The following is a 12,253-nucleotide window of genomic DNA, read 5'->3' on the forward strand; positions in this document are numbered from 1 at the left end:
CCATCCAATAAGGATGCTTATCACGCCTAAAAGTGCCTTTCCGCGAGCACCCACCGTACCACCGGCGGCATTCAAGATCAGTGTCTGACGCCAAGCCGCATTGACCGGCTATGCCAGAATTGGCATAGTCAGATAATGAAGGAAGTGAGATGGCACGGCAGCAGCCGGTCTGATGTCGAAGCCTTTCCGAACGACGCGCGACGCGAAGCTGGATATCAATTGTTTCAGGTTCAGATCGGCGAAAATCCCTCTGACTGGAAACCCATGCCATCAATCGGCCCGGGCGTTCGCGAGATCAGGATACGTCAGGCGTCCGCGCTTACCGGATCATCTACCTGGCCACCATCGGCGACGTCATTCACGTGTTGCATGCGTTCCAGAAGAAAACACAGGCAACGGCCAAACGGGACGTTGACCTTGCCAAAGCACGACTCAGACAAATCAGGTGACGATGATGGCAAGATCAGTATTCCACGACCTCTTCTCCGAGGAAGAAGCCGCAGAGCTCGAGATGCGCGCCAAATTGCTTTCCGGCATCAACAAATGGCTGAACAAGTCCGGATTGACACAGACCGAGGCGGCGGAACAACTCGGCGTTACTCAGGCTCGGATATCGGAGATCAAGAACGGAAAGATCAACCGGTTCAGCCTGAGCATGCTGGTCCGGCTTGCGCAGCGCGCTGGGCTGCGCCCCGGGATCAAGTTGCAGAAAGCGGCGTGACGGCCAAGTCCTGATGGGGCAGACGGGTCATGGACACCCTCGACGATTTTCTCAAGCAGAACTTTGAGGCCTTCCAACATCCCCGGTTTTGGTTCGCCAAAGCGCACGACCTCTTCAAATCTGCTGGAATGCTGGCGAGCGAGGAGCGAGCGCTGGTTCTACGCTACGAGACCGCCTTGACTGTAGCTTCCGAGAAACTGGACAAGGGTGATGTCGAGCACGCGGAGATCGAGTGCGATGAGCCAAACGTTTTTCCAATTTTTCTCCTGTACGGCTACGCCTTGGAAAACGGTTTGAAGGCGATCATTGTCGATCGCGATCCCTCTCTAATTGGACGCGAGAAGATCGCTGCCCAGGTCAGCCAACATGACCTCGTCTCTCTCGCCGAACTCGCATCGCTTTCGACATCTGATGCAGAACGGGAATTTCTGCGATGGCTCACGCAGGTGGTCGTCTGGAAGGGCCGGTACAATGCACCACGCAAACCGGATGCTCTTGGCACCTTCTGGGCACTTGATCACCTACCTGGATCTACTTTTGACCAGTGCCTTGAGGTGATCGGTGGCATTTTTCGACGCATCACCGCCGTACTGCCAAGAGCCATCACCGAGCGCCGAGTCGGCTACGGTGCAGTCGTGCGGGTCTCAGAGGAGCAACTTGACCTCCGCTATGAGGATGTCAGTCGCGGACAGGTCGTGATCTTCACAAAAGATAAGCAATATTAATTGCTTATGCAGGATTTTTGGTGCGCTCGGAGGGACTCGAACCCCCACGATTTTACTCACTGCCACCTCAAGGCAGCGCGTCTACCAATTCCGCCACGAGCGCTTTGGGGATGCCGGCTTGAGGCCTGAAGGGGCCAGCCGGATCAACGGCGCCGATCTAACAAATCCATCAGAGGGGTACAAGCCTGCAAAGGCCCTGAATTCCACAGCTTTGCAGGAAAGTTCCCGGCCTTCCCCCGAATCGGGCCTTACCGCAGGTCCAAGCCGCTACTGTGCCCAGGACGCTGCCCTGCCCGGGCCGCGACCGGGTGCCCCGCCCTATCGGGTCCCCGGCGTGCGCGGCAGCATCTGCTTGACCTCGACCGCGATCCGGTTGCGGTCGACCAGCACGACGCCAGAGGCGACCGGCAGATTATTGGCCAAAACCTTGACCTCGTCGGCCTCGGTTGCGTCCAGCTCGATGATGGCGCCGCGGGAAAGACGTAATACTTGATGGATCGGCATCGTGGTCGTCCCGAGGACGACCATGAGATCCACGGTGACTTTATCGAGAGTGGGCACTGTCAGGACCGCCGCAACCAGGGACTAAGGACCAAGGACTTCGGACAAGGACTTGGCATTTGCGCCTGCAATGATCACCACGTTATGGTTAGCCAATGGTTAATTTGCCCCAAAACCCGCGCCAGGAGCTGGATTTGACGTCGTTTTCGGCGTCCCACGGCCAACCCGTGGAGTGGCGAATCTCGGACGCGCCAGTGCCCTATCCGGAGGCGGTGGCCGAGATGGAAGCCCGGGTCGCCGCCATTGCGGCGGGCGAGGCCGCGGAGCTGGTCTGGCTGCTCGAACACCCCCCGCTCTACACCTCCGGCACCTCGGGCAAGGAAGCCGACCTGCTCGATCCCCGATTCCCGATCTTCGCCACCGGGCGCGGCGGACAGCTCACCTATCACGGGCCGGGCCAGCGGGTGGCCTATGTCATGCTCGACCTCAAGCGGCGCCGGCCGGACGTCCGGGCCTATGTCGCGAGCCTGGAGGAGCTGATTCTGCGCACGCTCGCCGCCTTCAACGTCCGCGGCGAGCGGCGTGAGGATCGGGTCGGCGTCTGGGTCAGGCGGCCCGACAAGGGCGAAGGTTACGAGGACAAGATCGCGGCGATCGGCGTGCGGCTGAAGCGCTGGGTCTCGTTCCACGGCATCGCCATCAATGTCGAGCCGGAGCTGTCGCATTTCACCGGCATCGTGCCGTGCGGCGTCACTGACGCCCGCTATGGCGTCACCTCTCTGGTCGACCTCGGCCAGCTCGTGACCATGGCCGACGTCGACATCGCGCTTCGGCAGGCGTTCGAGGAGCTGTTCGGGCCGACCAAAGCGTTGGTGCCGGAAGCGGCCGCCTAGCATTTTTTGTGGCGCCCAACCGCGCCCGGTCCCAGCTCGTCGCGGAATCGGCTATGCTCGCGTCAGGTGTCGCCCACGCCTCCCCCCTCCGCCGGGAAAGCAGACTTCATGCCGGGCGATGAGATCATCGGCCGACTGTTCGAGCGCCAGGCATAAGGAGGGATTGCGCTTTCTGCTCGCATGGGAGGTTTGACGATGAGATTGTCTGCACCCGTCTACCATCTGAAGCGCAAGGCGAAGCGCCTGTCCCGCGACGAAGGCATTCCGCTGCACGATGCACTTGATCGCATCGCGACGACGGAAGGGTTTTCCGCCTGGAGCATGCTCGCAACGAAAGCCGCGGCCATCACGCCGGCCAACAGGCTGTTTCCGCAATTCCGGCCCGGCGATTTGGTGCTGGTCGGCGCGCGCCCCGGCCAGGGCAAGACTCTGATGAGCCTCGAACTTGCCGTGGAAGCCATGCGGTCGGGCCATCGCGCCGCGTTCTTCTCGCTCGAATACACCGAGAAAGACGTGCTGGAGCGCTTCCAGGCGACCGGCGCGGACCCCGCGCAATTCCGCGAGCTCTTCGCGGTCGACTGCTCCGACGCCATCAGCGCCGATTACGTCGTCAAGGAGATGGGCGCGGCACCACGCGGTACAGTCGTGGTGATCGACTATCTACAGCTGCTCGACCAGCGGCGGGAAAACCCCGACCTCTCCGTTCAGGTTCGCGCGTTGAAATCGTTCGCACGCGACAAGGGGCTGATCGTCGTCTTCATCTCGCAGATCGACCGGTCCTACGATCCCGCAGTCAAGCCCTGCCCCGACCTCAACGATGTCCGCTTGCCAAATCCGCTGGACCTGAAGCTGTTCGACAAGACATGCTTCCTGAACAATTCCGAGGTTCAGTTCCGGGCAGCAAGCTGACGATCAGGCCGCGGGTGAGATGGCTCACCCGCGGCTTGCAGCCTCACGCCGCCTGCAGCGACACGTCGAGCTTGCCGGCGATGTAGCGGCGTTCCTGGGTGAGGCCGCCAAAACCGTAAGCATCGCCCTTGACCTCGTCGACATGCAGATAGGTCTCGGGATGCAGCGGCCCCAGAATCTCGGCCATGCGCTTGAACATGGCGGCGAGATAAGCGGCCTTCTCGTCCTTGGTGTTGGTGCCTTCGGTGACGTGGATGTCGATCCAGTAGCTGGCGAGCTTCTGCTCGGCGAGCGACTTGCCGCCAGCGAACCAGTCACCGGCCTCGACCGATTTCACGATGATGGCAGTCACCTTGGGATCCTTGTGCAGGATCTTTGCGGTGAGCTCGGACACGGCGTTGGCGATGTCGGCCTTCAGCGAGGGCGACTGGCGGGAGGTGGTGTAGGACACGGTGATCAGCGGCATTGTCGTTCTCCTCGAGATGCTGCGCGACTTGCGCGGCGTTGGTGAGAAGCTAGACCTCCGGTCTCCATTTTGGTATCTTATCTCTATTGATACCAGTGATAAGCATTCATAATGACACCAACGCTCGATATCGCGACTGTCCAGGCCTTCCTGCTGGTCGCCGACCTCCAGAGCTTTACGCGGACCGCCGAAGCGCTCGGCACGACGCAGGCGGCCGTTAGCCTCAAGCTGCAGCGGCTGGAGACGCTGCTGGGAAAACGTCTCGTCGAGCGCTCGCCGCGCGCGGTCCGGCTCACCGCCGACGGCGCCAGCTTCCTCGATCGCGCCCGCGCGCTGATGGCAGCGCATGACCGCGCGCTGTCGGGTGAGGCCCCGGCCGCGCAATCGCTCTCGCTCGGCATCTCCGATCACGCCGCCGGCCCCGAGCTGGTGCCGTTGCTGGAACGCCTGCACGCGATGTCGGCGAATCTCACCCTCGCCGTCACCATCGGCTTCTCGCGCGAGATGCACGATGCCTATGACGCCGGCGAGCTGGACGCTGTGATCGTCCGCCAGGAAGGCAGCCGCCGCGGCGGCGAGAGGCTGACCGAGGACGAATTCGGCTGGTTCGCGTCACGGCGCTTCACCCTGCCGAAGGGCGAAGCGCTGCCGCTTGCGACCCTCGCCCCGCCCTGCGGCGTCCGCGCCATCGCCGTGCGCGCGCTCGACAAGGCCGGCCTCGCCTGGCGCGAGCGCTTCGTCGGCGGCGGCGTCACCGCGGTGGTCGCAGCTGCGCTCGCGGGACTTGCGATTGCGCCACTGGCGCGGCGGATCGCGCCTCCCGGGCTGGTCGACATCGGGCCCGCGCACAAGCTGCCAACACTCGGCAGCTCGAAGGTGATGCTGCATTCGAAAGTCAGCGATCCCGCCAAGCTTGCGGCACTGCGTGCGGTGGCGGCGACGTTTCGGAGTGCGGCGGCCACCTGATGTCTCACAGAATCGCCTCGAACGCGCTGCGCAGCGTTTCGTGCCTGAACACAAAGCCGCGGCTCAGCGCCTTGTTCGGCAGCACGCGCTGACCACCGAGCAGCAGCTCCTCGGCGAAGCCGCCGCCGATCCGGCGTAACAGGCCGCCGGGAATGCGGAAGATCGCGGGCCGATGCAGGCGGCGGCCGAGCTCCTCGGTGAACTTTGCATTGGTCACCGGGATCGGCGCGGTGGCATTGACGGGGCCCGACAGATCCGGCGTTGCCATCACATAGGCGATCAGCCGGATCAAATCGTCGCGCTCGATCCAGGACATCCACTGCCGGCCGGTGCCGATGGGACCACCGAGGCCGAACTCGAACGGCGTCAGCATCCGCGTGACGAAGCCACCTTCGGTGCCGAGCACGAGGCCGATGCGCAAACAGACCACGCGCACGCCAAGCTCTTCCGCCGGCCGCGCCGCCTTCTCCCAGGCCGCGCAGAGCTCGTGGCTGAAACAGGCGTGCGACTTGGCTGACTCCGTCAGCACCTGGTCGGCCCACAATCCGTACCAGCCGATCGCGGAGCCGCTGACCAGCACCTCGGGCTTGCGATCGAGCCGCGCGATCAGTTTGACGATTTCGCCGGTCATGTCGATGCGAGAGCCAAGAATCTTCGCGCGCTTCGCCTCGGTCCACAAGCCGTTGCCGATCGGCTCGCCGGCGAGATTGACGATGGCGTCGATTGGCGTGTCCGAAGCGAGCTGATCGAGGCTGGTGATCAGCGTGACCGGCGGCGGCAGCATCTCCGCCTTCGCGGGATTGCGGATCAGTGCGATGACGTGACGCCCTGCCCCGCCAAGACTCGCCGCGAGGCGACTGCCGATGAAGCCGGTGGCACCTGTTATCAGCACGGTCTTGCGGCCGGGGAGTTTCTCGACGAGTTCGGCCGCCGGCACGCTTCGCATGCGACCGAGCCGGCGCATCGCCGCAAGATCCCTGAGGCCGCACAGCGCCGCGCCGGCCGCGCAGGCGGTCGCGGCGATGCTGAGCAGGCCCTGGTTCATGACGCTCACGCCGAAGGGCTGCATCGCCCAATCGGTCAGCACCGGCAACAGCAGCACGAGAATGGCGCCGTAATTGATCGCGAGCAGCGTGTGGTTGATGCGCTCGCTCGGCGGCAGTTTCCGGCTCAGATCCTCCTCGACGAAATCCATCAGGGTGATGACGATCTCGGCGACCAGCACCACGACGATCAGCAGCGCCAGCAATCCATAAACCTCGAGCCAGCCGAGCACGAGGAACAGCAACGCATAGAGCATGTTGCGGATGCCGTGCAGCTTCAGCTCGAAGCGCTGCGACACCCGCCAGGCCAGGCGCTCGGTGAATTCGTGGTGATAGAAGGTGTCGAACACGCCCATCACGATCTGGATGGCGATGAGCGTCCACAACAGCGGCGTCATGATACGGCCTCCCTGAAGGTGGCGGACTGGTGGATCAGCGCGCCGTAACGTGGATGAATGACATCGAGGGTGAAGCGGAATGCGCCGTCGCCGAGGTCGCGGTGAGTCACCGTGAGATCGCCCGGGGTGAGCCAGCGCGGCAAGGGGATCCACAGGCGTCCGAGCTGGAGCCCATAACCGGCGCTGCGGAAGGTCAGCGTCTGGTCCTCGACCGCGGTGCGGAGCGCCATCGAGACGCCGAAGCCGACATATTCCTCGAGCCCGGTCGGACCGGCAAAACGCTTGGCGGAATGGATCACATGCGGAAAGCCGCGCTTGCGCGCGCAGATGCGGGTCCAGGTCTGACCGCCGGTCGTGCCGTCCTCGGTCACGGTGACGATCATGGGAACACCGGTGTCGCGGCCGGTCGGCAGCGGCCCGCCGATCAGGCGCGCAGCTTGGGCGAACCACCAGCCGATCTCGCTGAAGGAGACCTCGTCGACCACGCCGACATAGACGACGCTCTCGCCGTCCGCGACCCGTTTGGAGAAACGCCGCCACGTCGCGAGCGGCAGGCGGCCCCAATCCTCGTCCGACAACAGCGCGCGGAAGCGGCGGTCGTCGAGCAGTTTGGTGTGAGCGGAGGTCGATGCGTTGGAGCCTGATAATCGAGCCGACGTCATCGCACCCTCCTCAGCGCTATTTGGCCTTGCCCAGCGGCAGCAGGCTGACGATCCTCTCGCCAAGCCGCATCAAGGCGACCAGCCGCGGCCGCGGCACCTTCAGCATCTGCATGAACCAGTGGTCGGCGAGCTCGGTGAAGGCGAGCATCTCCTTCAGCCGCTTGGCTGCGACCGGATTGATGGTCGGATCGCCGGCGGCATCGGACACGCAGGCCCTGAGCGCCGTGATCGCCGGATCGAGTTCCCGCTCCTTGCGCCGCGCCGCTATTCTGGCGGCGACCTCCCAGATGTCGGTCTCGGCCTCGTAATGGTCGCGGCGGTCACCGAGGATCGGCACCCGCCGGATCAGGTTCCAGGCGAGCAGCTCCTTGAGCGAGTTGGAGACGTTGGAGCGTGCCATGCCGAGCGTGTCGGCGATGTCCTCCGCCGTCATCGGCCCTTCGGCGAGATAGAGCAGCCCGTGAATCTGGCTGACCGAGCGATTGACGCCCCACTCGTCCCCCATGTCGCCCCAATGCAGGATGAAGCGCTCGACGGCCGCAGGGAGTTTCTTCTTTCCGGTTATTTCTGTCATTACAGAAATATCTGACGATAACGTCCCCTTGTCAAGCGGACTTGGTCCCGTATACGGGTGCGGGATATCTGCCTAAAAATGTCCCAACTTCAGGGAACCATCCGCTTTCTGTGGCGTTTGCTCCCGTCGAGGCAGGGTCCCGGAATGATCGGAAAGTTCAGTCAACAGCGAGACTTGTTCGAGAGCGAGCGCAGTTTCCGACTGTTGGTTGAGGGAGTTGCGGACTACGCGCTCTACATGCTCGATCCCAGGGGGATCATCACCAGCTGGAATATCGGCGGCGAGCGCATCAAGGGCTATTCGCCCGGGGAGATCCTCGGCCAGCATTTCTCCCGCTTCTACACCGAGACCGACCGTGCCAACGGCAAGCCGGCCCGCGCGCTCGGCATCGCGCGGGAAAAGGGCCGCTATGAGGAGGAAGGCTGGCGCGTCCGCAAGGACGGCACCTTCTTCTGGGCAAGCGTCGTGATCGACCCGATCTACGAGGACGGCGAGCTGGTCGGTTTCGCCAAGATCACGCGCGACATCACAGAACGCCGCAATACGCAGCTCAAGCTCGAGGCGATGCAGAAGCAGCTCGCCGAGTCCCAGAAGTTCGATGCGCTGGGGCAGCTCACCGGCGGGGTCGCGCACGACTTCAACAACCTCCTGATGATCATCAGCGGCAGCCTGCATATGCTGAAGCGGGGCCCCAACGACGCGGCCAAGGTTCAGCGCGCGATCTCGGCGATCGAGACCGCCACCAAGCGCGGCGCGGCGCTCACCAACCAGCTCCTCACCTTCGCGCGGCGGCAGAGCGTCAATCCGCAGGCGATCGATTTCGCCGAACGCATCGCGGCGATCCGCGAAGTGCTCGATGCCGGCGTCGGCAGCTCCGTACGCCTGGCCTTCGACATCGGCCGCGACGTCTGGCCGGTCAGGACCGACGCCTCCGAACTCGAGACCGCGCTGCTCAACCTCGTCATCAATGCCCGCGACGCGATGCCCGACGGCGGCACGGTGACGATCGGCGCGCACAATGTCGTGCTGGACGAGGCGCCCCTTGCCGGCGACTTCGTCGCAATCGACGTCACCGATACCGGGCTCGGCATTCCCTCCGACGTTCTCGACAAGATCTTCGAGCCGTTCTTCACCACCAAGCCGATCGGAAAGGGCACCGGCCTCGGCCTGTCCCAGGTGCACGGCTTCGCCCATCAGGCCGGCGGCACGGTGAAGGTCGCAAGCGAGCTCGGCAAGGGCACGACGTTCACCATCCTGCTGCCGCGTGGAGAAGACACGCCATCGCGAGAGGCGGCTGGAGGGCCATCCTTCCAAGGCAGCGGCACGGTGCTGCTGGTCGAGGACAATCCCGACGTTGCGCTCGTCAGCATCGGTCTCCTGGAGCAGCTGGGCTACCACGTCCGCCGGGTCGCCGACGCCGAAGCCGCCTTGCGCGAGATCGAGACCAACGGCGTCGACTTCGTGTTCTCCGACATCGTCATGCCCGGCAAGATGGACGGGCTCAGCCTCGCCCATCGCCTCCGTCAGATTCGCCCTGGCCTGCCGATCCTGCTCGCCACCGGCTATAGCGACGTCGCCGCCGGCGTGCGCGGCGATTTCCCGATCCTGCGCAAGCCCTACGAAATCCACGAGCTGAGCGAGGCGATCGCCAAGCTGCCAAGGTGAGGCTTCGTCTTCACCTCTCCCCGTAAGAACGGGGCGGGGAGCGCACCGTCTGCGGAGCGAGAAACTACCTACACCGTCGGCAACACCGAGAACGCTTCCCCTGCCCTGCGCAGGTTCAACTCATCGGCACTGGCGGTCTCGCTCGTCACGCTGTCCACGCGGGAGGACGGCGGGCCGTGGCGGCATAGCGCGACCATGTCGGCGACGTGCTTCGGCGCTCCCGCGAACAGCGCTTCGACGCAGCCGTCGCGGCGGTTGCGGACCCAGCCTTCGAGGCCGCTCGCAGTCGCCTGGTACTCGACCCAGGCCCGGTAGCCGACGCCCTGGACGCGGCCGCGGATCATCACCTGGAGGATCGCCCGGCTCATTTTTTCAGCCCGAGAAAGTCGGCGCTGCGCGCCTTGACGTCGGCCTCGCGCATGACGCGGTTGGTCAGATCGGATGATGCCAGACCTCTCAGCGCCTTCGGCGCCGTGCCCTCGCGCAGCGCTTTCTGCGTTTCATACACGGCTTGCGTCGCAGCGGCGATCGGCGCGTGGCCCTGAAGCGCGATACGCACGCGCTGGCTGGCGAGATAGTCGAGCGCGCTCAGCTCCTCCGGCGCACCGCCAAGCACGATCGGCAGGCGCGTGGCGGCTACGACGGCCTCGAGCTCCGCGCGCGATTTGATGCCGGTGAAGAACAGCGCATCGACCCCGGTCGCCTCATAGGCCTGCGCACGGCGGATCGCGTCCTCGATCGAGGTGATCGAGGCTGCTCCCGTGCGGCCCATGATGACCAGCGAAGGATCGCTGCGGCCATCGAGCGCCGCCTTCATCTTGCCGACGCCTTCCTCGAGCGAGATCAGCTGCGTCTTCGCCTCGCCGAAGGCGGCCGGCAGCAGCGTGTCCTCGATGGTGAGGCCTGCGGCGCCAGCGGTCTCCAGCTCCTGCACCGTGCGACGAACATTGAGCGCATTGCCATAGCCGTGATCGGCATCGACCAGCACCGGCAGCACTGCGGCGCGCGACATCCGCCGCATCTGCTCGGCAAGCTCGGTGAGCGTGATCAGCGTGACGTCAGGGTCGCCGAGCACCGCGAGCGAGGCCACCGAGCCGCCGAACATGCCGAGCGGAAAGCCGAGGTCCTCGGCGATGCGGATCGAGATGGCATCGTAGACCGAGCCGGGATGGATGCAGGCCGAGCCCGACAGGATGAGGCGCAGTTTCTCGCGGCGGGAACGAAAGGCCATGGGTGCCTCACTCCAAAATCCTCATCCTAGAGGAGCGCGCTCTTGCGCGCGTCTCGAAGGATGCAGGCCCGGCTGTGGCCTCGCCCTTCGAGACGCCGCGCAAGCGCGGCTCCTCAGGGCGAGGGTCGACTGTCGTGCTCCGGAGCGCCTTACGCAAACTCCAGAATCAGCGCGTCCACCGCCAGCGTCGCACCGGCGCTGGCGTGAACCTTCTTCACGGTGCCGTCCTGCTCGGCGCGCAGCACGTTCTGCATCTTCATGGCTTCGACCACCGCGAGCGTCTCGCCGGCCTTGACCTCCTGCCCCTCGGTCACCGCGATCGAGACCACGAGCCCGGGCATCGGGCACAACAGCTTCTTGCCGGTGTCGGAGGCCGTCGTCACCGGCATCAGCCGCGCCGAGGTCGCTTCCGCTTCGGTCCAGACATAGACGGGAACCTCGACGCCCTGATGCGCGAGGCGAATGCCGTTCGGGATCGGCCGCGCCTGCACCGCGACGAAGTGGCCGTCGATGGTGCCCTGCCAGACCGGATCGCCCGGCTTCCACGGCGAGGCCAGCAGATGCGAATTGCCGGCCTTGCCCTCGGCGTCGATGAAGCGCACCGCGATCGCCTCGCTTTCGCGTCCGACCTCGAGCTGGATCTCCTGGCGGTCGAGCCAGACCGCGCGGCGCCGCTCGCGCTGCACGACGCGGCCGCCCATCTGCCCCGAGATCTGCCGCTTGCGCTCACCCAGAACGTGATCGATGGCGGCGCCGACCGCGGCGATGCGCCGGGCGACCTCGCCTTCGGGCACGCGCACCGCAAAGCCCTTGGGGAATTCCTCGGCGATGAAGCCGGTCGAGAGCCGCCCCTCGCGCCAGCGCGGATGATGCATCAGCGCCGACAGGAACGGGATGTTGTGCCTGATGCCGTCGACATAGAACGAATCCAGCGCGGTCGCCTGCGCCTCGATCGCGGCCGCGCGCGAGGGCGCATGCGTGACGAGTTTGGCGATCATCGGATCGTAATGGATCGAGATCTCGCCGCCCTCCTGGACGCCGGTATCGTTGCGGATGGTGATGCCGTCCTTGCTGGCTTCCGCCGGCGGGCGATACTTCACGAGCCGCCCGATCGAGGGCAGGAAGTTGCGGAACGGGTCTTCGGCGTAGAGGCGCGATTCCACCGCCCAGCCCGTCAGCGTGACGTCCTTCTGCGCGATGCCGAGCTTCTCGCCGGCGGCAACGCGGATCATCTGCTCGACGAGGTCGATGCCGGTGACGAGCTCGGTGACGGGATGTTCGACCTGGAGACGTGTGTTCATCTCCAGGAAGTAGAAGCTCTTGTCCTGCCCCGCGACGAACTCGACGGTGCCGGCGGAGTCGTAATTCACGGCCTTGGCCAGCGCGACGGCCTGCTCGCCCATCTTGCGGCGCGTCGCCTCGTCGAGCAGCGGCGACGGCGCCTCCTCGATGACCTTCTGGTTGCGGCGCTGGATCGAGCATTCGCGCTCGCCGAGATA

General features: G+C 64.8%; 14 protein-coding genes, 1 tRNA gene and 1 pseudogene. 7 read left to right on the forward strand and 9 right to left on the reverse strand.

Translation table 11 applies throughout. The features are described 5' to 3' along the window. The first annotated feature begins 135 nt into the window (after positions 1 to 135). The 3 genes and pseudogenes from RAD10_RS39560 to RAD10_RS39570 all read left to right on the forward strand — a co-directional run bounded on the left by RAD10_RS39560 (position 136) and on the right by RAD10_RS39570 (position 1,446). Positions 136 to 449, forward strand: a pseudogene (locus RAD10_RS39560) (type II toxin-antitoxin system RelE/ParE family toxin). Positions 450 to 454: 5 nt separating this feature from the next. Beyond that, a complete protein-coding gene (locus RAD10_RS39565; protein ID WP_158237573.1) occupies positions 455 to 721 on the forward strand; it encodes a helix-turn-helix domain-containing protein in 267 nt (88 codons plus the stop codon). 29 nt (positions 722 to 750) lie between these two features. After that, positions 751 to 1,446, forward strand: coding sequence for a hypothetical protein (locus RAD10_RS39570; protein ID WP_461621706.1), 696 nt, complete (start codon positions 751 to 753; stop codon positions 1,444 to 1,446). 18 nt (positions 1,447 to 1,464) lie between these two features. Here RAD10_RS39570 and RAD10_RS39575 read toward each other — a convergent pair. Together RAD10_RS39575 and RAD10_RS39580 are read right to left on the reverse strand one after the other, a co-directional pair. Continuing rightward, positions 1,465 to 1,549: transfer RNA gene (locus RAD10_RS39575), tRNA-Leu, on the reverse strand. A gap of 215 nt (positions 1,550 to 1,764) precedes the next feature. Further along, the gene (locus tag RAD10_RS39580; protein WP_011088012.1) at positions 1,765 to 2,007 is read right to left on the reverse strand and encodes a FliM/FliN family flagellar motor switch protein; all 243 of its coding nucleotides are present in this window, start codon (positions 2,005 to 2,007) and stop codon (positions 1,765 to 1,767) included. A 95-nt stretch (positions 2,008 to 2,102) separates the two neighbouring features. On the opposite strand from RAD10_RS39580, the gene lipB reads away from it, so the two are divergent. Both lipB and RAD10_RS39590 read left to right on the forward strand, forming a co-directional pair. After that, positions 2,103 to 2,840 (forward strand): lipoyl(octanoyl) transferase LipB, encoded by a 738-nt coding sequence (gene lipB, locus RAD10_RS39585; protein ID WP_461621707.1) that lies wholly within the window; start codon positions 2,103 to 2,105, stop codon positions 2,838 to 2,840. Between the two features lie 195 nt (positions 2,841 to 3,035). Next, positions 3,036 to 3,749 carry a DNA helicase gene (locus RAD10_RS39590; RefSeq protein WP_461621708.1) on the forward strand — a complete coding sequence of 238 codons (714 nt, stop codon included), beginning with the start codon at positions 3,036 to 3,038 and terminating at the stop codon, positions 3,747 to 3,749. Positions 3,750 to 3,792: 43 nt separating this feature from the next. Here the strand turns inward: RAD10_RS39590 and RAD10_RS39595 are convergent, their stop codons facing one another. Next, positions 3,793 to 4,215 carry a tautomerase family protein gene (locus tag RAD10_RS39595; RefSeq protein ID WP_461621709.1) on the reverse strand — a complete coding sequence of 141 codons (423 nt, stop codon included), beginning with the start codon at positions 4,213 to 4,215 and terminating at the stop codon, positions 3,793 to 3,795. 111 nt (positions 4,216 to 4,326) lie between these two features. Here RAD10_RS39595 and RAD10_RS39600 point away from each other — a divergent pair, with 111 nt between their 5' ends. Further along, positions 4,327 to 5,181 (forward strand): LysR family transcriptional regulator, encoded by an 855-nt coding sequence (locus RAD10_RS39600; RefSeq protein WP_461621710.1) that lies wholly within the window; start codon positions 4,327 to 4,329, stop codon positions 5,179 to 5,181. A gap of 4 nt (positions 5,182 to 5,185) precedes the next feature. Here the strand turns inward: RAD10_RS39600 and RAD10_RS39605 are convergent, their stop codons facing one another. From RAD10_RS39605 to RAD10_RS39615, 3 genes are read right to left on the reverse strand one after another with little or no spacing between them, the layout of a single operon-like run. Continuing rightward, positions 5,186 to 6,622: a TIGR01777 family oxidoreductase gene (locus RAD10_RS39605; protein ID WP_461621711.1), complete on the reverse strand. Its 1,437-nt coding sequence runs from the start codon at positions 6,620 to 6,622 to the stop codon at positions 5,186 to 5,188. After that, complete coding sequence (locus RAD10_RS39610; protein WP_461621712.1) at positions 6,619 to 7,284, reverse strand: DUF4166 domain-containing protein; 666 nt, start codon at positions 7,282 to 7,284, stop codon at positions 6,619 to 6,621. The genes RAD10_RS39605 and RAD10_RS39610 overlap by 4 nt, the downstream gene beginning before the upstream one ends. 16 nt (positions 7,285 to 7,300) lie before the next feature. Continuing rightward, the gene (locus RAD10_RS39615; RefSeq protein ID WP_461621713.1) at positions 7,301 to 7,858 is read right to left on the reverse strand and encodes a GbsR/MarR family transcriptional regulator; all 558 of its coding nucleotides are present in this window, start codon (positions 7,856 to 7,858) and stop codon (positions 7,301 to 7,303) included. 144 nt (positions 7,859 to 8,002) lie between these two features. On the opposite strand from RAD10_RS39615, the gene RAD10_RS39620 reads away from it, so the two are divergent. Beyond that, positions 8,003 to 9,523: an ATP-binding protein gene (locus tag RAD10_RS39620; RefSeq protein WP_461621714.1), complete on the forward strand. Its 1,521-nt coding sequence runs from the start codon at positions 8,003 to 8,005 to the stop codon at positions 9,521 to 9,523. 68 nt (positions 9,524 to 9,591) lie between these two features. Here the strand turns inward: RAD10_RS39620 and RAD10_RS39625 are convergent, their stop codons facing one another. The 3 genes from RAD10_RS39625 to RAD10_RS39635 all read right to left on the reverse strand — a co-directional run. Next, positions 9,592 to 9,891, reverse strand: a complete 300-nt coding sequence (locus RAD10_RS39625) for an acylphosphatase (protein ID WP_018320639.1) — start codon at positions 9,889 to 9,891, stop codon at positions 9,592 to 9,594. Beyond that, positions 9,888 to 10,754: an isocitrate lyase/PEP mutase family protein gene (locus RAD10_RS39630; protein WP_461621715.1), complete on the reverse strand. Its 867-nt coding sequence runs from the start codon at positions 10,752 to 10,754 to the stop codon at positions 9,888 to 9,890. The genes RAD10_RS39625 and RAD10_RS39630 overlap by 4 nt, the downstream gene beginning before the upstream one ends. A 149-nt stretch (positions 10,755 to 10,903) precedes the next feature. After that, the coding region (locus RAD10_RS39635) for an ATP-binding protein (RefSeq protein WP_461621716.1) at positions 10,904 to 12,253 on the reverse strand (1,350 nt) is incomplete at its 5' end.

This window comes from Bradyrhizobium sp. 23AC, assembly GCF_054863025.1.